Raw genomic sequence first — 26,816 nt, 5'->3', positions numbered from 1 at the left:
AGGGTGCACCCACGGCGGTTAGGCATTTGCGCGCTCTGGCGGCGCGTCGTTGAACCTCGACAGCAAGTTCCAGGCCACGCCAGCAGCGTGGCCACTGGGTGGATAGTAACGGTCGACTATGTGGATAAATCCCAGGGCTTTACGACCATCGCCCACCATCACAGTAGCGCATGCCGTCACCTGCGCGCACCGCCATGGGTATTTGCTGCCCAACTTTGCGGCCTGCGTTCCCCCATTAAGCGGATAGCCCGCCACCGCATCGCAGCCGCTTAATGGCTCACCGTTTAGCCATGATCAAAAGGTGCCTCCCATGAGTGGTGCAAGAACCGTCGAGCAGTGGAAATCCTTTATCGAAAGTTGCCTGGACTTTCGCCCGGCGGATGAAGTGTTCCGCATCGCCCGCGACATGTTCACCGAGCCCGAGCTGTTCGACCTGGAGATGGAACTGATCTTCGAGAAGAACTGGATCTACGCCTGCCACGAAAGCGAACTGGCCCATAACCACGACTTCGTGACGATGCGCGCCGGGCGCCAGCCGATGATCATCACCCGCGACGGCGAAGGCCGGCTCAACGCGCTGATCAATGCCTGCCAGCATCGCGGCACCACCCTCACCCGCGTGGGCAAGGGCAACCAGTCCACCTTCACCTGCCCGTTCCACGCCTGGTGCTACAAGAGCGATGGCCGACTGGTGAAGGTCAAGGCGCCGGGGGAATACCCGGAAGGTTTCGACAAGGCCACCCGCGGCCTGAAAAAAGCGCGCATCGACAGCTACAAGGGCTTTGTGTTTATCAGCCTGGACGTGAACGGCACCGACAGCCTGGAAGATTTCCTCGGCGACGCCAAAGTGTTCTTCGACATGATGGTGGCGCAATCGGCCACCGGAGAGTTGGAGGTGCTGCAGGGCAAGTCCGCCTACACCTACGACGGCAACTGGAAGCTGCAAAACGAAAACGGCCTGGACGGTTATCACGTCAGCACCGTTCACTACAACTACGTGGCCACCGTGCAGCATCGCCAGCAGGTCAACACCGAGAACGGCGCAGGTTCCAGCACGACGCTGGACTACAGCAAGCTCGGCGCCGGCGACGCAAATACCGACGACGGCTGGTTCGCCTTCAACAATGGCCACAGCGTGTTGTTCAGCGACATGCCCAACCCCAGCGTACGCTCCGGGTACGCCACCATCATGCCGCGCCTGGTAGAAGAACACGGCCAGCAGAAGGCCGAGTGGATGATGCACCGCCTGCGCAACCTGAATATCTACCCCAGCCTGTTCTTTCTCGACCAGATCAGCTCGCAGTTGCGCATCATCCGCCCGGTGGCCTGGAACAAGACCGAGATCATCAGCCAGTGCCTGGGGGTCAAGGGTGAGTCCGACGCCGACCGCGAAAACCGGATTCGCCAGTTCGAGGACTTCTTCAACGTTTCGGGCATGGGCACGCCCGATGACCTGGTGGAGTTTCGCGAAGCCCAGCGCGGTTTCCAGGGCCGCCTGGAACGCTGGAGCGACATCTCACGTGGCAGCCATCGCTGGGAGACTGGGCCGACGCCCAACAGCGAAGCCATTGGCATCCAACCAGCCATGACCGGCACCGAGTTCACCCACGAAGGTTTGTACGTCAACCAGCATCGCAACTGGCAGCAGTTCCTGCTCAAGGGCCTGGAGCGACAAGCGCTGACACTGCGGGAGGTGAAGTGATGAATGCGCAATTGCAGTACCAGATCGAGCAGTTTTTCTACCGCAAATCCGAACTGTGCGACGCCCAGGACTGGGATGCCTATGTGCAGTTGTTCGACCCGCAGAGTGAGTTTCACCTGCCGCAATGGGACTCCGAACACGTCTACACCAAAGACCCTAAACGCGAAATGTCGTTGATCTACTACGCCAACCGCTCAGGCCTGGAAGACCGTGTGTTCCGCCTGCGCACCGGCAAAGCCGCCTCTGCCACGCCGATGCCGCGCACCTTGCACCTGATCAATAACGTACGCATTGCCGAGCAGGCCGACGACACGTTGGAGGTGCGTTTGAACTGGCACACGCTCTTCTATCGCCTCGCCACGTCCGAGCAGTTCTATGGGCATGCCACGTACCGCCTCAAGCCTGCGGGCGACAGCTGGCTGATCATGCGCAAGCACGCCTTGCTGCTCAACGACACCATCAACTCGGTGCTGGATTTCTATCACCTGTAATGGTGCCGCATCCCTTGTAGGAGCGAGCTTGCTCGCGCCTACAAGGGGTTCATACCTATCCACGGAGTCATGTGAATGAATCACAAAGTGGCCTTCAGCTTTGCCGATGGCAAGACCCTGTTCTTCCCGGTGGGCGCCCATGAAATCCTGTTGGACGCGGCCCTGCGCAACGGCATCAAGATCCCGCTCGATTGCCGCGAAGGTGTGTGCGGCACCTGCCAGGGGCGTTGCGAATCCGGTGAGTACACCCAGGACTACGTCGACGAGGAAGCGCTCTCCAGCCTCGACCTGCAACAGCGCAAGATGCTCAGTTGCCAGACTCGGGTGAAGTCCGACGCCACCTTTTATTTCGACTTTGATTCGAGCCTGTGCAACGCCCCCGGGCCCGTGCAGGTACGCGGCACGGTGAGCGCGGTGCAGCAGGTCTCGACCAGCACCGCCATCTTGCAGGTGCAACTGGACCAGCCACTGGATTTTTTGCCGGGCCAATATGCGCGTCTGTCGGTGCCCGGCACCGATAGCTGGCGCTCCTACTCCTTCGCCAACCGGCCGGGTAATCAGTTGCAGTTCCTGGTACGCCTGCTGCCCGACGGAGTCATGAGCAACTACCTGCGTGAACGCTGCCAGGTAGGTGATGAAATGCTGATGGAGGCGCCCTTGGGTGCGTTTTATCTGCGGCATGTCACCCAACCGCTGGTACTGGTGGCGGGCGGCACAGGGTTGTCGGCGTTGTTGGGCATGCTCGATGAACTGGCCGTCAATGGCTGCACGCAACCTGTGCATCTGTATTACGGCGTTCGCGGCGCCGAAGACTTATGTGAAGCGGCACGTATCCAAGCCTACGCGACGAAAATCCCGAACTTTCGCTACACCGAAGTGCTGAGCGACGCCTCAGCCGAGTGGACGGGCAAACGCGGCTACCTCACCGAGCATTTCGACCTGGCCGAATTGCGGGACAGATCGGCGGATATGTACGTGTGCGGCCCCCCTCCAATGGTCGAATCCATCCAACAATGGCTGGCGGATCAGACACTTGATGGCGTTCAGTTGTATTACGAAAAGTTTACGCAGAGTAATATCTGACCCTCAGCAGTTCTGAGGGGCCGATGCGGCGTGCAATCACCCTTGAGAAAAACAAGTAGAAGGGAATGTTAATGGCGGATGACATGGTTAACCCGGTGGGCCTCAAGCGCGGCCTGAAGAACCGGCACATTCAGCTGATCGCCTTGGGAGGTGCGATTGGTACAGGCTTGTTCCTCGGCTCGGCCGGGGTACTCAAGTCGGCGGGGCCGTCGATGATCCTGGGTTATGCGGTAGCCGGGTTTATCGCGTTCCTGATCATGCGCCAGCTCGGCGAGATGATCGTCGAAGAGCCGGTGGCCGGTTCCTTCAGCCACTTCGCACATAAATACTGGGGCGGTTACGCAGGCTTCCTGGCGGGCTGGAACTACTGGGTGCTCTACGTGCTGGTGGGCATGGCCGAGTTGACGGCGGTGGGCAAGTACATCCAGTTCTGGTGGCCGGAGATCCCAACCTGGGTCAGCGCGCTGGTGTTCTTCGTCGCGGTGAACCTGATCAACACCCTGAACGTGAAGTTCTTCGGTGAAGCCGAATTCTGGTTTGCGATCATCAAGGTGGTGGCGATTGTCGGCATGATCGTGCTCGGCTGCTACCTGCTGTTCAGCGGCACCGGCGGCCCGCAAGCCTCGGTCAGCAACCTGTGGAGCCACGGTGGGTTCTTCCCCAATGGCGGCATGGGGCTGTTGATGTCCATGGCCTTCATCATGTTCTCGTTCGGTGGCCTGGAACTGGTCGGCATCACCGCCGCCGAAGCCAGCGAACCACGCAAGGTGATCCCCAAAGCGATCAACCAGGTGGTGTACCGCATTCTGATTTTCTACGTCGGTGCGCTGACCGTGCTGTTGTCGCTGTACCCATGGGATCAACTGCTGCAAACCCTCGGCGCGTCGGGCGATGCCTACAGCGGCAGCCCGTTTGTGCAGATTTTCTCGCTGATCGGCAACGACACCGCCGCCCACATCCTCAACTTCGTGGTGCTGACCGCGGCGTTGTCGGTGTACAACAGCGGCGTGTACTGCAACAGCCGCATGCTGTTCGGCCTGGCCGAGCAAGGTGACGCGCCCAAGGCGCTGATGAAGCTCAACAAACAAGGCGTGCCGCTGCGGGCCCTGGCGATTTCGGCGCTGGTGACCATGCTGTGCGTGGTGGTCAACTACGTGGCGCCGCACAGTGCACTGGAGTTGCTGTTCGCGCTGGTGGTTGCTTCGTTGATGATCAACTGGGCATTGATCAGCCTGACCCATATCAAGTTCCGCAAGGCCATGGGCGAGCAAGGCGTGACGCCGTCGTTCAAGACCTTCTGGTTCCCGTTCAGCAACTACCTGTGCCTGGCGTTCATGGTGATGATCATTGGCGTGATGCTGGCGATTCCGGGGATTCGCGAGTCGGTGTATGCGATGCCGGTGTGGGTGGGGATTATCTACATCGCCTATCGGTTTCGGATCAGAAACGGGAAGGTTGCCGTGGCGCAGTAACCCCTGTGGGAGCGGGCTTGCCCGCGATTGCGGCGTGTCAGCCAATGGATGAGCCGACTGATACACCGCCATCGCAGCGATGCGGCGACCCGACAAGCCAGCTCCCACAATTGACTGTATTTCACCTAGAAAAAAGCCCCGGTAATCCGGGGCTTTTTTATTAGAGCGTGGAACGTACTCGCCAGAGTTCAGGGAACAGTACCGTGTCGAGCATCTTGCGCAGGTACCCCACGCCTTCAGTACCACCAGTACCCGGCTGGAAGCCGATGATGCGCTCCACCGTGGTGACATGCCGGAAGCGCCACTGGCGGAACGAATCTTCCAGGTCGATAAACTTCTCGGCCAACTGATACAAATCCCAGTAACGGCTCGGGTCACGATACACCTCGCGCCAGGCCGCTTCCACCGATTCATCGTGCACCGTGGCTGCGGTCGGGTCGCGCTCGGCGCGCTTGGGATCAATCGCCAGCCCCGCCTTGACCATCAGGTTTACGGCCTCGTCATACAACGACGGCGTGGCAATCGCCACCTGCAATTGCTGCAGCAACTCCGGGCGATGAGCATGGGGCCGCAGCAGCGCCGGGCTTTTGTTGCCGAGGATGAATTCGATCTCGCGGTACTGAAACGACTGGAACCCCGACGACTGCCCCAGGAACGGGCGAATCGCCTTGTATTCCGACGGGGTCATGGTCGCCAGCACCGCCCAGGCGTGCACCAGTTGATCGAAGATCCGCGACACCCGCGCCAGCATCTTGAACGCCGGTGGCAGCTCACCCAGGCGCACATGTTCGCGGGCGGCCTTGAGTTCGTGCAGCATCAATTTCATCCACAGCTCCGAGGTCTGGTGCTGGATGATGAAGAGCATTTCGTTGTGATCCGGCGACAGCGGGTGCTGGGCGCTGAGGACTTTGCCCAGGTCCAGGTAATCGCCATAGCTCATGGACTCGGAAAAATTCAGTTCGGCGTTATGCCATTCTTCCGGCGGTTGGTAATCAGCTGAGAAAGGACATTGGCTCATCGCGTGGGCTCCTTGAGCGGGCGGAGAATGGCGCGCACGGGGCTCGCGTCCAGGTTGGCGAAGCGCAGCGGCAGCGCGATCAGTTCATAGTCGCCCTCCGGTACGTCATCGAGCACGATGCCTTCGAGGATCGCCATGCCATGGCGCGCCACGGCGTTGTGCGAATCCATGGTCTTGGATTGCTGCGGGTCCAGGGACGGCGTATCGATACCGATCAGGCGCACCCCCAGGCTGGCCAGCAACTCAATGGTCTGGGGGGCGATGGCGGTGAAGTTCGAATCCCAGTCGGTGAGTGGCGCTTGTGGATAAGTGCGCAGCAGCACGCGCTCCGGCAGGTTATCCACACGCCCTTGCAACTGATGGGGCTGCACCAGAGCGCCGCTGCCCAGGCAATGCAATACCCGGCACGGGCCCATGTACACATCCAGCGATACCTCGCCAATCGGCGCCCCATCGGCGCTGTAATGCAGCGGCGCATCCACATGGGCACCGGTGTGCGGCGACAGGGTGACGCGCCCCACATTTACCGGACACTCCGGGCCGAACTGCCACACGCGCTCTTCCTGGAACGGTGTATCGCCCGGCCAGGTCGGGGTGGCCGTGCTCAAGGGCGGGCTGATATCCCACCACGTTTTTATTGGTTTCATTGCAAGGCTCTCACGGGGTACTGGGGTGAATGATACGAGGGCCAGCTCTGAATTTTCTTGCGAATTCTGGCGCGCCACGGGAAATATTTCGCAGTTACTGCGAGGAAACAGCGGTTTGATGCACAGATCTGTCGCTCAGATACACCAAGACCTCCTGTGGGAGCCGGGCTTGCCCGCGATAGCGGAGTGTCAGGCAATGGAGATGCTTGTTGTGCCAGCGTCATCGCGGGCAAGCCCGGCTCCCACAGGGGACTGCGGTGTTCAGGTGACTGCGCTTCTGGGCATCCCAATGTCGAGTTCAGACCACTGGCGCAACGCCCGAGGCCTTAGGGTTGAGCTTTCCCTTCCCTGCCTCGGAGTCATCATGACCAAGCCCATCACCGTACTACGCGACACCCACCCACTGCCGGTCCTGGATGCCTGCAAATGGGAAAAGCTCGAAGGCGACCCGCACACCGTCAACCTCAACGCCTACACCAGCGAAGACGGCAGCAAGATCATGGGCACCTGGATCTGCACACCGGGCAAGTGGTACGTGGAATACGTGAAGTGGGAATACTGCCATTTCCAGGAAGGCTACTGCGTGATCACGCCTGAAGGCATGGAGCCGATCCACTTGCGGGCTGGGGATATCTTTGTGGTGGAACCGGGGATGAAAGGAACGTGGGAAGTGGTCGAGACGGTGCGTAAGTATTTTGTGTTTGCCTGACCCAGCAAAACCTGTGGCGAGGGAGCTTGCTCCCTCGCCACAGGTTTTTATTTGGGCTTGCGATAGCTGTTGATGATCGCCGAGAAGTCCTTGCCCCCTTCCCCACGCTGGCTCATCGATTGATACAGCTGCTGGGCCACTGCGCCGAGGATCACCGGCTGGTGCACCTGGCGTGCAGCTTCGGTGGCCAGGCCTAAATCCTTGAGCATCAGGTCGGCACCAAAACCACCGGTATAGCCACGCGATGATGGCGCGGTCTCGATCACGCCTGGCCAAGGATTGTAGGTATCGGAACTCCAGCAGCGCCCCGTGGAGCTGTTGATGATGCCGGCCAGCACTTGTGTATCAATGCCAAGTGCATCGCCCAGGGCCATGGCTTCACTGACGCCGACCATGCTGATACCCAGCAGCAGGTTGTTGCAGATCTTGGCGATTTGCCCAGTGCCGACATCGCCGCAGTGCACGATATTGCGGCCCATCTGCGCCAGCACCGGTTGCAGGGTGGCGAACAGTTCCGGGTTGGCGCCAACCATAAAGGTCAGCGTCCCGGCCTGGGCACCGCCGGTGCCACCGGAGACCGGTGCATCGGCCACGGCCACACCTTGTTTCGCCGCCGCTGCCGCGACATCACGGATGGTTTGCGGATCGATGGTGCTGCAATCCACCGCTGGGATGCCTTTGCCGATGCCCGCGAGCACGCCGTCGTCGTTGAGCCACACGCTGCGCACGTGGGCGGCGGCCGGCAGCATGGTAATCACCAGTTCGGCGCCCTGGGCCGCATCACGCGGCGAGCTGCTTATGGTGCCGCCCAGTTCGGCGAGTTCCTTGAGTACCGCCTGGTTCAGGTCGAACAGGTTAAGCGCGTGCCCAGCCTTGATCAGGTTGCGGGCCATGGGCGCACCCATGTTGCCCAGGCCGATAAATGCAATCTTCATGATCGTCTCCCAGGTTCAGCGCAGGTTAATGGTGGTGTTGACGCCATCGTTGACCGTGTCATCGTCGAACCAGCGGCTGGTGACGGTTTTGGTCTGAGTGTAGAACTGCACCACTTGCTTGCCGTAAGGGCCCAGGTCGCCGAGCTTGGAACCGCGGGAGCCGGTGAAGCTGAAGAACGGCACTGGCACCGGGATGGGGATGTTGATGCCGACCTGGCCCACATCGATTTCGCTCTGGAATTTACGCGCCGCCGCACCGCTCTGGGTGAACAGACCTGTGCCGTTGCCGAACGGGTTGGCGTTGACCAGGGCGATGGCTTGATCGAGGGTGTCGACTTCCAGCACCACCAGCACCGGGCCGAAGATTTCCTCGGTGTAGATGCGCATGTCGGTGGTCACGCCCGAAAAAAGAGTCGGGCCGACAAAGTTACCTTGTTCGAAGCCCGGCACCTTGATATCGCGGCCATCCAGCTCCAGCTTGGCGCCTTCTTTCACGCCGCTTTCGATCAGTTCAAGGATGCGTGCCTTGGCGCGCTTGGAAATCACCGGGCCGACATCCGTGCCGGCTTCGCTGCCTGCATTGACCTTGAGCTTTTGTGCCAACGCCTTGAGATCTGGCAGCCACTGCTTGGCCGCACCCACCAGCACCACCACCGAGGTGGCCATGCAACGCTGGCCCGCCGCGCCGAAACCGGCGCCGACCAGGGCGTTGAGGGTGTGCTCGCGGTTGGCATCCGGCAGCACCACCGCGTGGTTCTTGGCGCCCATCATCGATTGGACGCGTTTGCCGTGCTTGCCTGCCAGGTCATAGACATGGGTGCCGACGGCCGTCGAGCCGACGAAGGACACCGCCTTGATGTCTTTGTGGGTGCACAGTGCATCTACCACGCTCTTGCCGCCGTGCACCACGTTGAGCACGCCCGCCGGTACGCCGGCTTCCAGCGCCAGCTCCACCAGGAGCATGGTCGACAACGGGTCTTGCTCGGAAGGCTTGAGTACGAAGGTGTTACCGCAGGCAATCGCCATCGGGAACATCCACAGCGGAATCATCGCCGGGAAGTTGAACGGGGTAATGCCGGCGCATACGCCGATAGGCTGGCGCAGGGTGTAGGTATCCACGCCGCCGGCCACGTTCTCGGCGAACTCGCCCATTTGCAGGGTGCCGATGGAACAGGCGTGTTCGACCACTTCCAGGCCACGGAAAATATCGCCCTCGGCATCGGCAATGGTCTTGCCCTGCTCGGCGCTGAGGACTACAGCAATGCGCTTGGAATGTTCGCGGATCAAGGCTTGCAGCTTAAGCATGATGCGCATGCGCGCGCCGATCGGTGTCAGCTTCCAGGTCTGGAAAGCGCGATGGGCAGCGTCAATGGCGGCGTTGACTTCATCGGCAGTGGCGAACGGGACTTTGGCCAGCACTTGCTGGGTGGCCGGGTTAACGATGTCTTGCCACTCGGTGGTTTTGGACTCGACCCACTCGCCGTTGATCAGCAACTTGACCTGTTGCACGGAAATATCGGCAGATGCGTTCATATGGTCTCCAGAATCTTGTCGTTATGCAGAGAACCAAGGCGTTGAATCGCCTTGAAGAATGAGGCGTTCGGACTGTTTTTGGAGTATAGATGTGCAAATCTCTAATAAGAACGTACATAAAAGCCGGTCCAATATGCAAAAAAACATCACCTCCCTGGGCGCCCTGAACTGGGATGACCTGAAGTTTTTCCTCGAAGTGGCGCGCACCCGCAAGGCCAGCGTGGCCGCCAAGCGCCTGGCGGTGGACTACACCACCGTGTCGCGACGCATCAGTTCACTGGAAGTGTCCCTCGGCACGCTGCTGTTCGAAAAATCCCGGACCAACGGCTTCGTGCTCACCAGCGAAGGCCAGCGGTTGCTGGGTTATGCCGAATCCATCGAAAGCACACTGCACATGGCCTGCGAACAGGTGTCCGGGTCCGGCGTGGCACTGTCGGGCCATGTGCGCATGGGTTGCACCGAAGGCTTCGGCAGCTTTTTCGTCACCCCGCAACTGAGCCATTTCGTCGACACTTATCCCGCGATCTCGGTGGACATCCTGCCCCTGCCCCACTTCATCAGCCTGTCCAAGCGCGAAGCCGACATCGTCATCGCCCTGGAACGCCCGGAACACGGACCGTATGTGTGCTGCAAACTGTGCGACTACAAACTGCAGCTGTACGCCACCCAGGACTACCTCGACCAACACCCGCCGATCCGCACACCTGCGGACTTGGCCGAGCATCCATTTATCAGCTACGTGGATGACCTGGCGTTCAGCTCGGAGCTGCTGTACCTGGCCAACGTCGTGCCCGGCGCCAGCGCGAGTTTGCGCAGCACCAGCGTGATCGCGCAGTACGTGGCGGCGCAGCAAGGCCGGTCGATGGCGATATTGCCGTGCTTTCTGGCAGCGCAGGACCCGCGGTTGTTGCCGGTGCTGGGGGAGCAGATCGCGATTACGCGACAGTTCTGGATGTATTGCCGGGAGGATTTGAGGAAGTTGAAGCGGATTACGTTGTTGTGGGATTACATCCGGGAAGTGACGGAGCAGAATCAGGGGTTGTTGATGGGGGAGACGCGGGAGATCAGGTTTGCGGATTAAAGCGCCATCAACGACGATTCGCTTTAAATTGCAGGACGTTTCCTAGAGAATCCCTGGCCTATTGCGCCATAGGATTTGAGTGTCTAGCCTCCTCGGGTCGCTGCAAAACAGCGGCTGGGTTTAGCGACCCGAGAAACGTAGGTTCAACGCCCTAAATCACCCTGGCTAGCCATTTTGCTCGCCTTATCGTGTTATGGCGGCTGTGCGCGGGAGACCTTCGGGTCTACCGGGTTCCTAGGTTACCGGTTCGCTAACCCGCGCACAGCTGCCACCTTTCCATGTTTAGCGACATGCCGTGGCGGTTTCTACTTATTAACCTAAGGAAAAACCATGTCCAAGATCGTTCCCGATCCACCGCTTTCCTCCATCATCACCCTCGGCGTAGTCACCTTCGGCGACTACGGCGAAAACCAAAAACCACTGTTCCGCGTTAATTCCGGCATGCCGATTGAGGAAGCATTGGAACACGCCTCCACCCTACTTTTTTACTCCAAGAAACTCGCGATGGAAGCCGCCATGGATGTGCGCGGTGAGCAATATGCATGGGCTGCGCATTATCTGTGTGAGATGGGCAAGGCCGTGGTGGATGACTTAACGCAGGCGATGACGCCGGGCCGTTAAGCGAATACCGTTTGAATGCGGGAGGAGCCTTGCTCCTTCCCACATTTAAACCGCGCCAGCCCCGGCAATTTGCGGATACCGAGCCTGAACTTCGCGCAGAAACTCACCCGCGCTGTTCTTGAGCCATTCAATCAGCCGAGCAATATCCGGCTCCGACTGACGCCCGTTTCGACAAATGATGTAGTAGGCCGCAGGGGACATCATCACAGGGCTATTCAACGCAACTAACGCACCGTCTTCCAGTTGGTCATACACCAACGCAGTCCTGCCCAGCGCAATCCCTCCGCCCTTCACCGCCAGGCTGATCGCCAAGCTCGAATCCGGAAATCTCGGCCCATGGTGATAAGGCGGCGCCGCCAGCCCCTGAAACGCAAACCAACTTTCCCATCCCGGACACACCTGATCGTCCACCCGATGAATCAGCGGATTGCGGGCGACATCCTCCAGCGCGATATCACCCTTCAACCGCAGAAACTCCGGCGAACAAACGGGGAACACCGCATCGCGCATCAGTAATTCGACATGATGATCCGGGTAGTCGCCGTACCCCATCACCACCGCGACATCATATTGATGAGCCTCCAGGCTGGCGCGGTTCATGTCGGCGCTGGTCAACACCAGATCTAGATTGAATGAGGCCTCAGTGTGAGAACCGTGCATCCTGGGGATCAGCCATGTCGAACAGAGAGAAGACGTGCATGAGAGGTACAGCGGTTGGGATTTACCGGGGTTGAGTGAATGCAGCACCCCATCCAGCGATTTGAAGAAACCATCGGTAACCGGCAACAAAGCCTGCCCTGCCACCGTCAGTTTGACGCCACGCGAGTGCCGCTCAAACAACGACACGCCCCACCACTCCTCCAAGCCCGCAATTTGATGGCTAATGGCACTGGCGGTGAGGTTAAGCTCAGACGCTGCACGCGCAAAGCTACCGGTTTGCGCAGCGCTGACGAACGCTTGAAGCATAGGAGTGGGTGGCGGACGCTGGGCCATCAGGTGCTCACTTTGATCAAGATGATCCCGCAAACAATGACGAACGCCGAAAGCATCCGTCGCCAACCGAACCGTTCATGAAAGAACAGCGCGGCAATAATGGCGCCGATAATAACACTGGTTTCCCGCAGAGCTGAGACCTTGGCCACCGCGTCCAGCGACAAGGCAAACAACACCAATCCGTAAGACGCCAGGTAAAAAACACCGCCTAATAGCCCAACTCGCCAGTGCCCACGTATCGCACGAGCCAAGGTTGAACGCTCTTTGGAAAACGCCAGCATCGGGATCGGGATACTTTGGAACACTGTCAGGTAAATAATGTACTGCAGCACCGTCTCACTGGCTCTTACACCTTTAGCATCCACCACCGTGTAAGACGCAATAAACGCACCGGCGCACACCGCCATCAGGATCGGCTTGAATATCTGCGCCGTCATCCTGCGCACAAAGGTCAAGCTGATAATCCCCACACAAATCAGCAACACTCCCGTCAACGCCTGGGAGGACAACTGTTCATGCAGCAGAAAGTAAGAAAACAGCACGACCAATACGGGCGGCACCCCACGCATCACCGGGTAAACCTGACCGAAGTCACCCGTTTCGTACGCTTTAATCAAAAATAGCCGGTAGACCGTATTGAGCACCACAGAGACGAGTATATAGCCCCATACCTCCAGGCTAGGCACACTGACAAACGGCAACGCCAGCAGGCATATCACTAGCGCGGTGCCGTCGACCATGGCCAAGGTCATGAAGCGACTGCTACCGGCGCGAACTACGGCATTCCAAGTGGCGTGCATAAAGGCAGAGACCAAGACCAACGTGATCGCAATATCGGAGGTGTCCATGGGGCTCGGCTTATGGCGGATATGGGAGGACTTACGTTATGAATACCGAAGCATCATTGTTTGCGTAACCACAGCCGTAGCATATAACGATTCAGATCACTCAAAGGCTCAGCATCATTGATCTCGGAACGAGGAGCGTTCATATCAATGAAGTTCGTACGCGTATGCAGAAACTTGTTATCGGCTGAAATAAGCACTTGCCCTGGCTCCAGCAGTACTCGATGCTGAACCGATGACTGATCGAGAACAGTATCCAGAAAGTCCAGTGCCTGGGTTTGAGCTGCTGTTAAAGGCACTCCTGCCTTAAGGTGAGCTGACTCAATGTAGACTCGAAAGTATCTGATCAGTGGAATACCCTCACTGGAAAAGTAGAGGATGGGGGCTTTAAACAGTTGCTCATCCTCTGACATGCCGCGATTCTCAAAAAAGAAGTCGCATTTGAGCTCTTCCAATACGTCTGGGAACGCCATCAACTCCGCGTATACCGCGCTTGCATCGATGAGAATGCTCTCACCTCCTAAAAGTGCTTTCTGTCCACAGGCCAGGATCAAGTAATCGATAGGCAGCGGGTCGCTCACACCACCGTTATGTATATAGGCGCCTTGACGGGTCTGATGGTATCTCGCACCTGCCTCAATGCTTTTGCCACCTCGGTCATAAACCTCAATCACTTTATGACCAAGATGATTCTGTACCATTGGGACACCGAGTAAGGAACTGAATGTCCACACCAGAGATTTGAACGTTGAAAGTTTATCCACCTTAAAGCCATCGAGAATCAAGACATGACTTTCATGATCGATCATATTTCGTATTCTATTCAGCTCCTCTCTCAGCACGCTTGACTGTAAAGGATTAATGTAAGCGACCTTGGTATCGAATCTAACACCTTGACTTACAGTCTCGAATAACTCCCTTACCGTCAATAGCTCAGCAAATGCATCTTTTGAAAGCCTGACTTTAGATACTCCCTGGCGAAAATGACTGACATTTATATTCATCGCAATCCTGTACGGTAGTTACTCATAGCGTCCATTTAACTAAGCCCACCATTTGCGAAAAAGCGAAACTTCATCAGCCCAGCCATTAAAATTCGTCATGACAGGTTTTTCCTACAGAGAAAACTCCTAATGGTCGTTGGTAGGTTTTCGCGGCGACCAATACGCATGGGCCGCGCATTATCTGTATGAGAGGGGCAAAGCCGTGGTGGATGACTTGCCGCAGGCGATGACACCGAGCCGTTGAGCGAACAATCTCGCGAGCACACCGCAGAACAAATGTGGGAGGGGGCTTGCTCCCGATATAGGTGTGTCAGTCACCAGTTGTATTGGCTGACACACGGCTATCGGGGGCCTCCTCCCACAATAGATTGCGTTTCGGGTTGAGGCGGGCGAATTGCCTTAGTCCGCGATTACTACAATTGACACCCGGCGATTCTCGGTGCGGCCTGCTGTGGTCGTATTCGGCGCCACCGGCTCGCTGCTGCCCAGGCCGCGCAGTTGGATGTTTTCTTCTTTCATGCCCACGCGGGTCAGCACCTTGCCCACGCTTTTGGCGCGGCGCAGGGACAGGGCCACGTTGTAGGGTTCTTTGCCGGAGGCGTCGGTGTGGCCGTCGACACGCACACGCTCGATACCCGCGCCTACCAGGGCCTGGCCGATGCGTTCGACGATGTCGGTGCTGGGTTTGTTGAGGGTTTCGACGTCACTGCCAAACAGCACTTTGCCGGACAGGCCGAAGGCCCAGCCTTCATCGGTCAGCTCGAAGCCTTGTTGTTTGAGCACGGCGACTTGCGCCGGGGTCAGGCCTTTGGGTGGCGTCTGGCAGCCGCTGAGGGCCAGGAAAGCGACGAGTAAAGAAACAAATAAAATGCGTGTGTTAGCGAACAAGGGAATCAACTCCTGTGTTGAACGTTGACGACGGGATGCTCCGACTCCGCCGTTTGCTGGCCGCCCGAGGACAATCGTTTGGCCTGGTACATCGCCGCGTCGGCGGCGTTGAGCAAGGTGCCGGGAGTGGCGCCATGCTCGGGATAAATGGCAATACCGATGCTGAGGGAGGTCAACACCTGGGTATCACCTGGCAGGGGGATCGGCATGTCCATGCTGGCAATGATTTTGTCGGCGATGCGATGGGCGTCTTCGGCCTTGTGCAGGGGCGCCAGTAATACCGCGAATTCATCACCGCCCAGGCGCGCCACCAGGTCGTCCTCGCGCAGTTGCGCCCGCACGCGGTCGGCAACGGCCACCAGCACGGCATCGCCAGCGGCGTGACCGAAGCTGTCGTTGATGTCTTTGAAGCGGTCGCTGTCGAGGAACAACACCGCCACCCGCTCGTTGACCTTGGCGGCGCTGCGCAAGGCGCGGATCAGCCGGCCTTCGAAGAACGCGCGGTTGGGCAGGCCGGTGAGGCTGTCGTGGCTGGCCTGGTGGGCCAGGGTTTCGTTTTCGCTTTGCAGGTGGCTTTGCCAAGCCTCCATCTCACCGAGCAGGGCATTGAAGTCGCTGCCCAGGCTGTCGAGCTCGGCGATCTGCGCCGAGGGTACGCGGCGGTCGAAGTCTCGTTCGCTGCGGGCGGCGTGGGCGACGGCGGCCAAGCGTTGCAATGGCACGGTGATGCCATTCAATAGACGCCGCGACAGGTGCAATGCCACCCAGGCGCTGAGCGCTGTGCAGATCAAAATCCCGACCAGACCGCTGAGCAAAAAGCGCAACAGGCTGCCACCGTGGCCGACCAGGTGGATGCTGCCGACAGTTTGCCCCTGGCGCAGAATCGGCTGGCTGATGGGCTGTTCGAGCAGGGCGTGCGCTATTTGCAGCTCGACCCGTGACAACATGCCGGTTTCCGGGCGAACCCAGCGCGCCAGCAGCTTGCCGTTGATATCAAATACTTCTGCCTGGGCCACTTCTTCGGTGGAGGCAATCAGGCTCAGGGCTTCGGTGGCCGCCGCGCTATCGTTGAACACCACGGCCGCTTCCACGGTGTAGTTGATGGAGCGGGCGATCAGGTGCAGGTTGTGCTCGGCGTATACCCGCAGGGCCAGCACGCCGAGCAGGGTCAGGGAAACACTGGCCAGGGTCACCGCTACCAGCGCCAGGATCATATGCCCGCGGGCAATCACCGAACGCAGGGTCGGCCGCACTTTATCGCGGCTCATGAGCCAGGCGCTCGACGGCGAGACAACTGCAACACACTGGGATGGATACGCACGCCGCTGCGGGCGACGGAATCCAGATTGACCTCGAATGACACCTGCTCATCGCTGACCCGCAGGCAGAACAGGCTGCCCACCGTGCATTGGTCGCCCCCTTCGCTGATGCTGAGCACAGGGTGACCAATCAACGAAGTAAACAGGCGGTTGCGTTCGTCAGGCGTGATTTTGCCGATGTAGATGGCGTCGCAGGCATTGACGATATCCGGATGATCGACCAGCAGGCGCCGCACCCGCACCGGACGACCGGTGGCCTGGGTAGTGCCTTTGACCAGGTCATCGGTGTACTGAGTCGGCCCGACAATGCACAGCCGCAATTGCGCAGGCTCCACCGGCCACCGCGCGTAGCTGAGAATACCCAGCACGACCTGGGTGACCGCCTGGGCGCGCTGCTCGGCGAGGCTGGGCGTCTGCGCCCATACCTGCGGCGCGAGCAGGCACAGAACCGCCACCCGCAACATGCGTCTCCAGCTCAAACTGCGCTCTGTGGGCGAGACAGCCACGTTCATGCAGCACTTCTCTCAGGTATTTTCCAGGGTGATGCCGCAACGATAGCACAGCGGCGGGAACCCCCGCGCAGCACGGCTGGCACGGGGCCTACTATTTTTTCAGAAAAATCAGACATCTGAATCAGAAATATTTCATGACCTATCAGTCAGTTTTTTCCGGTGCGGCGTCCAACTCCAGCATCAACCCGCTCAAACGCTTGACCTTTCGCCGTACCGCCTCTTCAAACACGCCACCCCGGGGCTCGATCAAGCTGAACCAGCGCTTGGCGCGGGTAATACCGGTATAGATCAATTCTTTGGTCAGCACCGGGTTCAAAGCATCCGGCAGGATCAGCGCCGTATGGATGAACTCCGAGCCCTGGGATTTGTGTACGGTCATCGCATACACGGTTTCGACATCATTCAAGCGGCTGGGCAGCACGAAACGTACGCCACCCTGGCCATCGTTACGTGGGAAGGCCACGCGTAGCACGTGGGGGCCGCCATCGCTTTCGGGCAGTTTCAGCGCGATGCCGATGTCCCCGTTCATCAGGCCCAAGCCATAGTCGTTACGGGTCATCAAGACCGGACGGCCCTCGTACCACTGCTCGTCGCCTTCGATCAGGCGGACTTTGCGCAGGGCCGCGGTGATGCGCTGGTTCAGCCCTTCAACCCCCCAGGGCCCTTTGCGCACGGCACAGAGCAATTGGAACGCATCAAAGGCTTGCAACAATTGTTGCGCCCAATAGGTCCAGGCCGGGTCATCGCGCGGCGTATCCAGAGGTGGACGTGCCGATTGCAGCAGGTTCAGGTAGTAGCGATAACCCTGGGCGCCGTCGCCCTGCCCGTCCAGCACCAAGCGCTCAAGGGCGTGGTCATGCTCGCCCTTGAGGCTTAGGCAAAACAGGTCGTCATGACGGCGCGCGGCCAGCAACTGACGAGCCTCTTCGGCATTCTGCTGGTTGACCCAGCGCGCCAGTTGGCCGATGCCGCTGCCTTCGCCGAAACGACGCGAATAGCGCAGCATCACCACCTGCTGGGCCAGGGGATGACGGGCATCGAGGTCTTCTTGCAGGCCGCTGGCACTGAGGTCTTCGCCGCTGACCGCTTGCAGCCATTGCAGAGTCTGCGGGCTGTACCAGCCGGCTTCGGCGTCACGGCACAAATCGCCGAGTACCGCACCGGCCTCCACCGACGCCAACTGGTCCTTGTCGCCCAGCAATACCAGACGCGCATGGGGCGCCAAGGCATCGAGCAGGTTGGCCATCATTTCCAGGTCAATCATCGAGGCTTCATCCACCACCAGCACGTCCAGCGGCAATGGATTACCCAAGTGATGCCGGAAGTGGCGGGTGCCCGGACGGCTGCCCAACAGGCGATGAACCGTGGTGACCTGGGTCGGGATTTTTTCCCGCACGTCGTCGGGCACTGTCAGTGACAGCACTTGCTGGCTGATGGATTCGGTCAGGCGCGCAGCGGCTTTACCGGTGGGCGCAGCCAGGCGAATACGCAACGGGCTGCCGGACTCCACAGCGGGTGCCTGCAACAACGCGAGCAGGCGCACCACGGTGGTGGTCTTGCCGGTGCCGGGGCCGCCGGTGACGATACTGAAGGCGCCGCGGGTTGCCAGGGCACAGGCAAGCTTTTGCCAGTCAATTACACCGTCGGGCGCCGGTTGGTCGAACAGGCGGTTGAGGCGTTGTGGCAAATCGGCAGCTGCGGGCTCCACGTTCGCAAGGCGCAGGCGCAGGGCGCGGTCGATACGTCGCTCGTAGGTCCAGTAGCGGCGCAGGTACAGGCGCTTGCCAGACAACACCAACGGACGACTCTGGGCCGCGTCGCTGCCATCGACCGCCAGCGCTACCAATGGGCTGCACGCCAGGGCATGGCACCAATGGGCACCGTCCAGGTCGTGCAGCAATTGCGACGGCAGCAGCATGGCGCCAGTGTGCAGGTCGCCTTCGGGCGGCAATGACAGGGCGAAGTCCGGCGCCTTGAGGGTTTCGAACAGGTCAAGGCAGACGTGACCATGGCCCAGTTGATGGCTGGTCAAGGCGGCCGCCAACAAGACCAAGGGGTCGGCCTGGGCGTCAAGCTCATGCAGGAAGCCGACGAAGGCTTTGTCCAGGGCCCGCAACCAGCCACGCTCGACCCAACGCTCAAGCAACTGCACCAGGTCGGTGGCGCGACTCAGCGGTGCCAGCTCCTCTAGCGGTAACGGCGACAGGCTCATAGCAACACTCCTTGTTCCCAGACGGGCTCGACCTTGGGCGGGATAGGCTTGCCCTGGAACAGCAGATCCAGACTTTCGATCAGCTCGCGGGGCGGCCGGGTAAAATACGCCCCCTGGCTCACCGACTGGGTGCCACGCAGAAACAGGTACAGGGCGCCGCCGACGTGCTGGTCGTAGTCATAATCAGGCAGGCGCGCCTTGAGCTGGCGGTGCAGGGCCAGCAGGTAAAGTACGTATTGCAGGTCGTACCGATGCTCAAGAATCGAGTGCTCCATGGCTTGCTGGGTGTAGGCCGAATCGTCGGGGCCGAGCCAATTGGATTTGTAGTCCGCCACGTAGTAGCGGCCATCGTGTTCGAACGTCAGGTCGATAAACCCCTTGAACATGCCGTTGAGCAGCACCGGCTCAGCGGCCACACGGGAAACACCGCCGTGGGTGTGCTGGCACACCAGTTTGTCGAGGGCCAGCACATCGACTGTGTGACTGGCGAACCAGAACTCCATTTCGATCTGGTACTGCTGAAGGCCGCTTAAGGTCACGTGGTCGTTGTACAGCGGCAACGGCGTTTGCAACAGATGACCCAGCCAGCCGCTGAGGGTGACGATCCAGCCTTCCCAGTTGCGGCGGTTACAACGTGCGCCCACGGCTTTTTCGATGGCCTCGGGCGTCACGTTGAAACCCTCTTCACCGGCCCACTCCAACAAGCCGTGGAGGAAGGTGCCTGGATTAGGACCGCGTGGGAAACGATGAATATCACCGCCGGACGCCACCACTTCCCGTGGCGCATCGGGGTCGAGGCGTTCGTCATCGAACAGTTTCTGGGCCTGGGGGCTTTCCGGTGCTTCAAGACTGGCGGCGCTCATGCTGTCGCCAATGCGCAAGGCACTGTAGGAAGCAATCCACCAGTTTTCCGTGGCCTTACGTTCAGGCAGCAATGGTGCGAGCAGGGTCGCTTGATTGCGCGGCGGGTGGAACAGGATGTCTTGGGCGTCCGGCACATGGTCATAACCGATGGCCGCGCAGCCTTGCTGCAAGTCCAGCAACCAGCGCGCCAGACCCGCTGATTCGCCTAACGACGCGCCAGCACCAAGCAAATAGCCCAACGCCGACAGGTGCAAGACCGAGCTGCTGTTATTGCCGCGCTTGAGGTCGGCGATGCCTAGCCAGCAGGCGTGTTTGGCGCGGGTCAAGGCCACATAGAACAAACGCAGGTCTTCGGCCAGGCGCTCATCGTCGGCTTGGGCGATCAGCTCGGCCGTGGGTCGCAGGCTGACGTGGGACTTGCCCTGTCCATCGTGGTAATGCAGCGGCAAGCGACTGCCGTCCACAGGCTTGGCCGAACAGATGAACGGCAAGAACACCAGGTCGTATTCCAGGCCCTTGGATTTGTGGATGGTCACCACTTTGACCAGTTGCTCGTCGCTTTCCAGGCGCAGGATCTGCTCTTCACCGGCCTGTCCCGACAGCGCCAGATGCTCGGCCAAATGACGGATCAACGCCTGCTCGCCATCCAGTTCCGAGGCGGCCTGTTGCAACAATTCACTGAGGTGCAACAGGTTGGTCAGCACCCGCTCGCCATCACTGCGGGCGATGAGGGTTTGCGGCAGCTTGAAGTCGTGGAGCAGGCGACGCAGCATCGGCAACACGCCTTGGGTACGCCAGATGGCACGGTAGCCACGGAACTGCATCACCCGTGATTCCCACGCCAGTTCGTCCTGATTCAGACGCTCCAGCTCCGATAGGGACAGGTTCAGGGTGACGCAGGCCAGGGCGGCACGCAGCGGGCGTTCGACATCGGGTTCGGCGCAAGCCTTCAACCAGGCCAACAGGTCATGGGCTTCCTGGGCGGCAAACACCGAGTCTTTATCCGACAGGTACACACTGCGCACGCCACGGCAGGCCAGTTCCGCCCGTACGGCTTGGGCTTCCTTGCCATCGCGCACGAGGATGGCGATGTCTGACGGCAACACGCCCTTGAGGTTACCCTCTTTTACAAAGCCCGCCGTGCCTTGCTGCCCACCGTTGAGCAGCGCAACGATTTGCGTGGCGCAGGCGGCGGCCAGGTGTTGACGGTAAACCACGTTGGAAATCGGCTGGTCGGTGGGCAGGTGCCAAAGGTTCATGGCCGGCATTGGTTGGCCGTCGACCTGCAGGTGTTCGCTGCGGCCTTGGGACAGCACCGGGTGAAACGGCACCGGGTTATCCCCATTGGGCTCACGGAACAGGAACGCACCACGACCGGTTTCCGCACGCTGGAACACGTGATTCACCGCCTCGACCATCGCATGGCTGGAGCGGAAGTTGGTGCCCAGGGTGTGATGACGGCCGGTGGTGGATTGCCGGGCGCGCAGGTAGGTGTAGATGTCGGCGCCGCGAAAGGCGTAGATCGCCTGCTTGGGGTCGCCGATCAGGAACAGGCCGCTGTCGAGGTGGTTTTCTTCGATGCGGTAGATGCTGTCGAAGATGCTGTATTGCACCGGGTCGGTGTCCTGGAATTCATCGATCAGGGCCACCGGGAATTGCTCGCGGATCACGCTGGCCAGGCGCTCGCCACCGTCTGCCTGGAGGGCGGCGTTGAGGCGGATCAGCATGTCGTCAAACCCCATCTCGGCGCGGCGACGTTTCTCTTCCTCGAAGCGTTTGCCGACCCAGCCGGCAGCGTGTTGCAGCACCGCCGCGTCGGGCGTTGGCAAGGCGTCGAGGCTGGCTTTGAGGCTGGCCATGGCCTCGATGCCAGGGTGCTGCGGCGGCTCGCCTTTCCACGCTTCGGCCATGCCGTCAGGCGTCAGGCGGGTGAAGCCGGTGCCGATGTCCAGTTGTTCCAGGGTTTCGTCAGCGGCCCAGGCGCTGATCTTTTCGAACCAGGGCTCGAAGTAGCGCGCTTGCATCTTGCGCCCATCGACCGCCTTGGCGGCCACGGCTTGCAGGCAGATATCCCGCAGCTCGGCGGCCCATTGTTGCCAGGGTGCCTTGAGAGCAACCAGCGCGGCACGACGTTCTTGCAGGCAGGCGGTGATCAGTTCGGCTGGCTCGCGGGTTTCGTCGGTGGGCCGCCCGCTGCCGAACAACGCACGCACCCGTGGCATCAGCGCCGCGGGGCCGCCCCAATGGTTGCGCACCCAGTTGAGGGCATCGTCGTGCATTGGGTAGCAGAACAATCGCCAGTAGTCGCGCAGCACTTCGCCCAGCAGGTCGCTATGGTCAGTTTCCAGGGTCTGGGTGAACAGGCTGCCGCTGTCGAACGCATGTTCGCGCAGCATGCGCTGGCACCAACTGTGGATCGTCGAGACGGCGGCTTCATCCATCCATTGGGCGGCGATGTCCAGCCGGTTAGCGCAGGCGGGCCATTGCTGCGGTTCATATTGCTCACGCAGGTCGGCAATCAGCGCATCAGGCTGCTCGATTTCGTCACGGAAAAAGCGCGCGGCTTCGGCCAGGCGGATGCGGATGCGTTCACGCAGCTCCTTGGTGGCGGCGTCGGTGAACGTCACCACGAGGATTTGCGGTGGCAGCAGTTCGCGGCCGAAACCGGACTCACCACCGCCGTGGCCGAGCACCAGGCGCAGGTACAAGGCGGAGATGGTGAAGGTCTTGCCGGTGCCGGCACTGGCTTCAATCAACTGGCTGCCTTTGAGCGGGAACGCCAGGGCCAAGGGTTTGCCGATCATGCGTCAGCCTCCGTGCTGGAAAGCGATCGCCAGGGGGCGTTGATCAGCGGGCGATACAGGGTTTCGCACCAGCCTTCGAACTCTTCACTGGCGACCAGGGCCGCGTAGTCGGGAAATTGCCGCGTAAGGGCAGGCGTTTCGCGGCGTTCGCCGTCTGTAGTGATGCCATCGCCTTCATAGGCTTTGCTCGCTGCCGCTTGGGCCTTGGCGGGGTCAGTCTGGCCGAGCCAGGCGAACGCGGTTTTCACTGCGACCGGTAGCGGCGCGCTCATTCCCGTGTGCCAGGCCAACAGCAGGTTACCGAGGATGTCCTCGGCGCCGGCCTTGTCCAGTGGGGCCAACAACAAGGTGTCGTCACTGGCTACCAGGCCGGTGCTCAAGGGCAGGCCACAGGCGCAGGCCACCACGTGATTGACCCAAGGGCGGATGAGGCGGTGCCACTTGCGTGTCTTGATCGAGCCAATACTGTTGGGGATGGTGGTGACGCTTAACAGTCCGCCATCACTGCGTCGGTGCAGACCGCTGATCCAACCTTCCAGCTGGATACCTTGGTACGCAAAGCTGATCGGTTCAGCGCCAGTATGCGGGGTGGGCCACAGCGCTAGAAGGTGTTGATAGCGTTGCACCAGGTCCGGCAACGGCTCGATCAACTCGTTACGCAGGCATTCACCGAAACCGACCATCGGCAGCAGGCCGCTGCCTTGCAGGCGCAGGGCCTGGGCGTTGAGCGCCTGATCGAGTTGGTCGGGTTGGGTGAGTGCCGCGTTCAGCAGGCTGTCGCTTAAGCTGTAGCGTTGCAATGCGTCCAGCACGAAGGGTTCTTCATCAGCCAGGGGCACTTCAGCGGCTTCGAAGAATACTTTCAGGCGCTGGCTGAAGAAGTGTTTGACCGGATTGCGCAGGAAGTCCTGTAACTGGCCAAGGCTCAGGGGTTCTTCCTGTTGGTGAGGGGTCAAGCCTTGCTCTTGGGTGATGACCGCCGGTGCCTGATGCAGCAATTGCCATTCGCGGGCATAGCTGAACAGCGAATCGCCTTCGTGGAAGTAGCGTGCGCTGAAGGGTTGCAGCGGGTGCTCTTGGGTCATTGCGTCGAGCAGCGGCTGATCATTGTTGGCGTGCTGCCAGCCGCTGGCCAAGTGGTCGCGCAGTTGGCCGATCAGTACCGAGGCCGGGCGATCACTGTTGTCACGGATGCTGCGGCCTACCCAGCTGATATACAGCTGGTCACGGGCTGACAGTAGCGCTTCGAGCAGTAAGTAGCGGTCGTCTTCACGGCGAGAACGGTCGCCGGGGCGGTAATCGCTGCCCATCAGGTCAAAATCCAGGGGTGGCTGGGCCCGCGGGTAATCGCCGTCGTTCATGCCGAGCAGGCAGACCAGCTTGAACGGGATCGCACGCATGGGCATGAGCGTACAGAAATTGACCGCTCCCGCCAGGAAGCGCTGGGACAGGCGCCCTTGATCCAATCCGGCAAGCCATGCCTCACGTACTACCGTAAGGGGTAACTCGTCTTGCAAGCCGACGGATTCGCAGGTTTCCAGCCAGGTTTCTCTTAGCTGTTCGAGCTGGCCCAGCAGGTAGTCATCGTGCTCGCTGCTGGGCAGGAAAAACAGCTGCATCAACCGTTGTAGACGCTCGCCCCAGGCCTGTGGCGCGGCGGGTTCCGATAGCGCTTGATGGGCATCGTGCAAGGCGTCGAGCAAGCCGACCAGCGGGCCGATCAAGGCCGCATCGAGGCCACCGATTTCGTCATAAGGTTCAATACCGTCGCAGGCCGTGCCGGTGCCGACGGCATAGCCCAGCAGCATACGGCGCAGGCCGAATCGCCAGCTGTTCTGCTCCAGTTCCGCGGGCAGGCCCAAACCGGCGCGTTGCTCGGCATTCAGGCCCCAGCGGATGCCGGCCCCTTCGATCCAGCGATGCAAGGTGGGCAGGTCACGCTCTTTGATGGCGAAGCGTTCGCGCAGGGCCGGGACGTCGAGCAGATCGAGGATTTCGCTGACGGGGAAGCGGCTGTCGGGGAGTTTGAGCAGGTGCTCCACAGCAATCAACAGCGGGTCGCGGCCACGTTGACCTTGGTCTGTGAGGGTGAAGGGGATAAAGCGTGGGTCATGGCGTTCGAGCTGGCCGAAGACCGCGCGAATATGCGGTGCGTAGCTGTCGACGTCGGGGACCATGACGATGATATCCCGAGGGCGCAAGGTGGGGTCGGCGCTGAAGCGATGAAGTAATTGGTCGTGGAGGATTTCTACTTCGCGCTGGGCGCTGTGGGCGATATGGAAACGGATCGAAGTATCGCGTTGCAAGTCGACAGCGGGCCACCGTTCACGGGTTTCATTCAACGGGCGCAGTTCAAGGATATCGTCCTGGAGTTGGTTGAGCAGCGTGGTGGGTTCGCTGTCGCTGAACAGGTCGATACGACCGTCGCGAAATGCGGCGCGGTAGCTGTTGGGATCATCGTAGCTGTCCAGCAGACTGATGTAATCACGGCCCTGCTTGCCCCAGGCAGCGAGCAGCGGATGGGCGTGCTGGTGCAAAGTTTGTGGGTCGATAGTGACGGGCATGCCCGCTTTGCGCGTCTGGCGTTTGTATTCGTTACGCAGCAAGTCTTTGTCGGCGACGATGTCCGACCAATGATGGCGGCAGGGGTTATGCACGCAGAGCAGGACCTGGCTGAAACGGGCCAGACCCGCCAAGGCTTCCAGCGCCTGGGCCGGCAGCGATGAGATGCCGAAGACGATCACCCGGGGAGGCAAGCCGGGCGGTGCTTGTTCAAGGCTGTTGATGCGCTCGATGAAACGCTGATGTACACCGGCCCGACTTTCGGCCATGCCTGCTTCACCCACATCCAGCAGCAGCGCGCGCCACAGCTCGGCTTGCCAGCAGTTGGCTGGGTTGAGCGGTTTGGACTCACCTCGACCATTGCGCAGTTGATGCCGGCCTGCGGCCCAATCCTCCAGCCAGTCGGCACGGTAGACCTGGTATTGGTCGAAGAGGTCAGCCAGGCGCTCGGCGAGTTGGTAGCGTTTGCGCAGGTCGGTGTCTTGCGTCAGGAAGCGTTGCAGAGGTTCGAAGTGCGGTTGGTCGATCAGCTCGGGTAACAGACGCATGAGGCGCCAGGTCAGCGGGGCTTTATCAAGCAGGGACTTGGGCGGGATTTCGTCGCGGCCCAGGACCATGCGATAGAGCTGCCACATAAAGCTGCCAGGCAGTTGTACGTCGATGGCTGCGGCAATGCCACAGCCGCCCATATCATCTTCTTGCGGATCTTCAGCCAAGGCCAGCTTCAGCCACTGGGCGATGCCGTTACTTTGTACCAGGGCGATTTCGTTTTCCAAAGGCGCCAGTGGGTAACGGCGCATCCAACTGACCACCAGGCTGCGCAGTTCGTCCAGGCGGTTGCCGTGAACCACCATGAATCCAGGGCTGAGGGACGTCGCGTCCGGCATAACGGCTTCCTTGGGAAAAGCAAAATCGAGGGGTGGACTTTAGCACTGTGGCGCACGGGGCGGGCACAGCCTGACAGGCGTGCGGGGACAAGGCGGACACTTTTCGAGCGCCCAAAACAAAACCCCAACTGCTTTCGCAATTGGGGTTTCGGAATTTAATCTTGACGATGACCTACTCTCACATGGGGAAACCCCACACTACCATCGGCGATGCATCGTTTCACTGCTGAGTTCGGGATGGGATCAGGTGGTTCCAATGCTCTATGGTCGTCAAGAAATTCGGGTACTGAGTCGTGGCCAGTTGGCCTCGCTTCAGCAAATTGGGTAGGTGATAGATCTTGGTGTTTTGTGAGCGTCGAACTTTCGGTTCATCTTCGTCTTCACACACCGCAATCTGGTCTCTCTCGAGTTCGCAAATTGCTTGGGTGTTATATGGTCAAGCCTCACGGGCAATTAGTATTGGTTAGCTCAACGCCTCACAGCGCTTACACACCCAACCTATCAACGTCGTAGTCTTCGACGGCCCTTCAGGGAACTCAAGGTTCCAGTGAGATCTCATCTTGAGGCTAGTTTCCCGCTTAGATGCTTTCAGCGGTTATCTATTCCGAACATAGCTACCCGGCAATGCCACTGG

The 26,816-nt window shown here is 60.1% G+C and carries 20 protein-coding genes, 2 rRNA genes and 1 pseudogene; 8 read left to right on the top strand and 15 right to left on the bottom strand.

The genetic code is table 11. The annotated features are described in order from the left end of the window. Positions 1-310: 310 nt before the first annotated feature. The 4 genes from antA (at position 311) to BT199_RS16025 (ending at position 4,748) form a co-directional block, all read left to right on the top strand. A complete protein-coding gene (gene antA, locus BT199_RS16040) occupies positions 311-1,702 on the top strand; it encodes an anthranilate 1,2-dioxygenase large subunit (RefSeq protein WP_072434979.1) in 1,392 nt (463 codons plus the stop codon). After that, positions 1,702-2,193: an anthranilate 1,2-dioxygenase small subunit gene (gene antB, locus BT199_RS16035; protein ID WP_072434978.1), complete on the top strand. Its 492-nt coding sequence runs from the start codon at positions 1,702-1,704 to the stop codon at positions 2,191-2,193. The genes antA and antB overlap by 1 nt, the downstream gene beginning before the upstream one ends. 75 nt (positions 2,194-2,268) lie before the next feature. Then, complete coding sequence (gene antC / locus BT199_RS16030) at positions 2,269-3,276, top strand: anthranilate 1,2-dioxygenase electron transfer component AntC (RefSeq protein ID WP_072434976.1); 1,008 nt, start codon at positions 2,269-2,271, stop codon at positions 3,274-3,276. A gap of 71 nt (positions 3,277-3,347) precedes the next feature. Beyond that, positions 3,348-4,748, top strand: coding sequence for an amino acid permease (locus BT199_RS16025; protein ID WP_044274391.1), 1,401 nt, complete (start codon positions 3,348-3,350; stop codon positions 4,746-4,748). Between the two features lie 160 nt (positions 4,749-4,908). Here the strand turns inward: BT199_RS16025 and kynA are convergent, their stop codons facing one another. Together kynA and kynB are read right to left on the bottom strand one after the other, a co-directional pair. Continuing rightward, on the bottom strand, positions 4,909-5,766 hold the full coding sequence (gene kynA, locus BT199_RS16020; protein ID WP_072434974.1) for a tryptophan 2,3-dioxygenase: 858 nt from the start codon (positions 5,764-5,766) through the stop codon (positions 4,909-4,911). Further along, on the bottom strand, positions 5,763-6,413 hold the full coding sequence (kynB, locus tag BT199_RS16015) for an arylformamidase (RefSeq protein WP_020302521.1): 651 nt from the start codon (positions 6,411-6,413) through the stop codon (positions 5,763-5,765). Before kynB ends, kynA begins: the two co-directional genes overlap by 4 nt. A gap of 364 nt (positions 6,414-6,777) precedes the next feature. Here kynB and BT199_RS16010 point away from each other — a divergent pair, with 364 nt between their 5' ends. Continuing rightward, a complete protein-coding gene (locus tag BT199_RS16010; RefSeq protein ID WP_019817873.1) occupies positions 6,778-7,122 on the top strand; it encodes a cupin domain-containing protein in 345 nt (114 codons plus the stop codon). A gap of 47 nt (positions 7,123-7,169) precedes the next feature. Here BT199_RS16010 and mmsB read toward each other — a convergent pair whose 3' ends face one another. Further along, on the bottom strand, positions 7,170-8,057 hold the full coding sequence (gene mmsB / locus BT199_RS16005) for a 3-hydroxyisobutyrate dehydrogenase (RefSeq protein WP_072434972.1): 888 nt from the start codon (positions 8,055-8,057) through the stop codon (positions 7,170-7,172). Positions 8,058-8,072: 15 nt separating this feature from the next. Further along, complete coding sequence (locus tag BT199_RS16000; RefSeq protein ID WP_014719917.1) at positions 8,073-9,590, bottom strand: CoA-acylating methylmalonate-semialdehyde dehydrogenase; 1,518 nt, start codon at positions 9,588-9,590, stop codon at positions 8,073-8,075. 133 nt (positions 9,591-9,723) lie between these two features. Between BT199_RS16000 and BT199_RS15995 the strand changes: the two genes are divergently transcribed. Both BT199_RS15995 and BT199_RS15990 read left to right on the top strand, forming a co-directional pair. Next, positions 9,724-10,671, top strand: a complete 948-nt coding sequence (locus tag BT199_RS15995; protein ID WP_014719918.1) for a LysR family transcriptional regulator — start codon at positions 9,724-9,726, stop codon at positions 10,669-10,671. A gap of 330 nt (positions 10,672-11,001) precedes the next feature. Then, positions 11,002-11,292, top strand: a complete 291-nt coding sequence (locus BT199_RS15990) for a DUF3077 domain-containing protein (protein ID WP_034133670.1) — start codon at positions 11,002-11,004, stop codon at positions 11,290-11,292. A gap of 45 nt (positions 11,293-11,337) precedes the next feature. On the opposite strand, the gene BT199_RS15985 is transcribed toward BT199_RS15990, so the two are convergent. The 3 genes from BT199_RS15985 to BT199_RS15975 are packed head-to-tail and all read right to left on the bottom strand — an operon-like array spanning position 11,338 to position 14,134. Next, the gene (locus BT199_RS15985) at positions 11,338-12,285 is read right to left on the bottom strand and encodes a LysR substrate-binding domain-containing protein (protein ID WP_072434970.1); all 948 of its coding nucleotides are present in this window, start codon (positions 12,283-12,285) and stop codon (positions 11,338-11,340) included. After that, positions 12,285-13,133, bottom strand: a complete 849-nt coding sequence (locus BT199_RS15980; protein WP_003194121.1) for an EamA family transporter — start codon at positions 13,131-13,133, stop codon at positions 12,285-12,287. Before BT199_RS15980 ends, BT199_RS15985 begins: the two co-directional genes overlap by 1 nt. Positions 13,134-13,186: 53 nt before the next feature. Beyond that, on the bottom strand, positions 13,187-14,134 hold the full coding sequence (locus BT199_RS15975) for a TauD/TfdA family dioxygenase (RefSeq protein WP_072434968.1): 948 nt from the start codon (positions 14,132-14,134) through the stop codon (positions 13,187-13,189). Between the two features lie 148 nt (positions 14,135-14,282). Here BT199_RS15975 and BT199_RS15970 point away from each other — a divergent pair. Next, positions 14,283-14,378 (top strand): annotated as a pseudogene (locus tag BT199_RS15970) (DUF3077 domain-containing protein); the annotation flags it as partial. Positions 14,379-14,533: 155 nt separating this feature from the next. On the opposite strand, the gene BT199_RS15965 reads toward BT199_RS15970, so the two are convergent. From BT199_RS15965 to BT199_RS15930, 8 genes are all read right to left on the bottom strand, one after another. Next, positions 14,534-15,022 (bottom strand): outer membrane lipoprotein YfiB, encoded by a 489-nt coding sequence (locus BT199_RS15965; protein WP_014719919.1) that lies wholly within the window; start codon positions 15,020-15,022, stop codon positions 14,534-14,536. Positions 15,023-15,027: 5 nt separating this feature from the next. Beyond that, positions 15,028-16,290, bottom strand: a complete 1,263-nt coding sequence (locus BT199_RS15960) for a diguanylate cyclase DgcN/YfiN (protein WP_020302524.1) — start codon at positions 16,288-16,290, stop codon at positions 15,028-15,030. Beyond that, positions 16,287-16,853, bottom strand: a complete 567-nt coding sequence (locus BT199_RS15955; RefSeq protein WP_014719921.1) for a regulatory sequestration protein YfiR — start codon at positions 16,851-16,853, stop codon at positions 16,287-16,289. The genes BT199_RS15960 and BT199_RS15955 overlap by 4 nt, the downstream gene beginning before the upstream one ends. 142 nt (positions 16,854-16,995) lie before the next feature. Then, positions 16,996-19,065, bottom strand: coding sequence for an exodeoxyribonuclease V subunit alpha (recD, locus tag BT199_RS15950; protein ID WP_072434964.1), 2,070 nt, complete (start codon positions 19,063-19,065; stop codon positions 16,996-16,998). Beyond that, on the bottom strand, positions 19,062-22,733 hold the full coding sequence (gene recB, locus BT199_RS15945) for an exodeoxyribonuclease V subunit beta (protein WP_072434962.1): 3,672 nt from the start codon (positions 22,731-22,733) through the stop codon (positions 19,062-19,064). Before recB ends, recD begins: the two co-directional genes overlap by 4 nt. Beyond that, positions 22,730-26,182 (bottom strand): exodeoxyribonuclease V subunit gamma, encoded by a 3,453-nt coding sequence (gene recC, locus BT199_RS15940; RefSeq protein ID WP_072434960.1) that lies wholly within the window; start codon positions 26,180-26,182, stop codon positions 22,730-22,732. The genes recB and recC overlap by 4 nt, the downstream gene beginning before the upstream one ends. A 159-nt stretch (positions 26,183-26,341) precedes the next feature. Next, positions 26,342-26,457 (bottom strand): 5S ribosomal RNA (rrf, locus tag BT199_RS15935). A 157-nt stretch (positions 26,458-26,614) separates the two neighbouring features. After that, positions 26,615-26,816 (bottom strand): 23S ribosomal RNA (locus BT199_RS15930); the annotation flags it as partial.

The sequence above is a fragment of the Pseudomonas sp. NFR02 genome (assembly GCF_900119375.1).
Classification (GTDB): Bacteria; Pseudomonadota; Gammaproteobacteria; order Pseudomonadales; family Pseudomonadaceae; genus Aquipseudomonas; species Aquipseudomonas paracarnis.
Note: the sequence above shows the minus strand (reverse complement) of the source record. Positions and strands in the feature narration are given on the sequence as shown.

Coding starts and splice junctions, on each gene's coding strand:
- antA (WP_072434979.1), top strand. CDS start 311: ATGAGTGGTGCAAGAACCGTCGAGCAGTGGAAATCCTTTATCGAAAGT.
- antB (WP_072434978.1), top strand. CDS start 1,702: ATGAATGCGCAATTGCAGTACCAGATCGAGCAGTTTTTCTACCGCAAA.
- antC (WP_072434976.1), top strand. CDS start 2,269: ATGAATCACAAAGTGGCCTTCAGCTTTGCCGATGGCAAGACCCTGTTC.
- BT199_RS16025 (WP_044274391.1), top strand. CDS start 3,348: ATGGCGGATGACATGGTTAACCCGGTGGGCCTCAAGCGCGGCCTGAAG.
- kynA (WP_072434974.1), bottom strand. CDS start 5,766: ATGAGCCAATGTCCTTTCTCAGCTGATTACCAACCGCCGGAAGAATGG.
- kynB (WP_020302521.1), bottom strand. CDS start 6,413: ATGAAACCAATAAAAACGTGGTGGGATATCAGCCCGCCCTTGAGCACG.
- BT199_RS16010 (WP_019817873.1), top strand. CDS start 6,778: ATGACCAAGCCCATCACCGTACTACGCGACACCCACCCACTGCCGGTC.
- mmsB (WP_072434972.1), bottom strand. CDS start 8,057: ATGAAGATTGCATTTATCGGCCTGGGCAACATGGGTGCGCCCATGGCC.
- BT199_RS16000 (WP_014719917.1), bottom strand. CDS start 9,590: ATGAACGCATCTGCCGATATTTCCGTGCAACAGGTCAAGTTGCTGATC.
- BT199_RS15995 (WP_014719918.1), top strand. CDS start 9,724: ATGCAAAAAAACATCACCTCCCTGGGCGCCCTGAACTGGGATGACCTG.
- BT199_RS15990 (WP_034133670.1), top strand. CDS start 11,002: ATGTCCAAGATCGTTCCCGATCCACCGCTTTCCTCCATCATCACCCTC.
- BT199_RS15985 (WP_072434970.1), bottom strand. CDS start 12,285: ATGGCCCAGCGTCCGCCACCCACTCCTATGCTTCAAGCGTTCGTCAGC.
- BT199_RS15980 (WP_003194121.1), bottom strand. CDS start 13,133: ATGGACACCTCCGATATTGCGATCACGTTGGTCTTGGTCTCTGCCTTT.
- BT199_RS15975 (WP_072434968.1), bottom strand. CDS start 14,134: ATGAATATAAATGTCAGTCATTTTCGCCAGGGAGTATCTAAAGTCAGG.
- BT199_RS15960 (WP_020302524.1), bottom strand. CDS start 16,290: ATGAGCCGCGATAAAGTGCGGCCGACCCTGCGTTCGGTGATTGCCCGC.
- BT199_RS15955 (WP_014719921.1), bottom strand. CDS start 16,853: ATGAACGTGGCTGTCTCGCCCACAGAGCGCAGTTTGAGCTGGAGACGC.
- recD (WP_072434964.1), bottom strand. CDS start 19,065: ATGAGCCTGTCGCCGTTACCGCTAGAGGAGCTGGCACCGCTGAGTCGC.
- recB (WP_072434962.1), bottom strand. CDS start 22,733: ATGATCGGCAAACCCTTGGCCCTGGCGTTCCCGCTCAAAGGCAGCCAG.
- recC (WP_072434960.1), bottom strand. CDS start 26,182: ATGCCGGACGCGACGTCCCTCAGCCCTGGATTCATGGTGGTTCACGGC.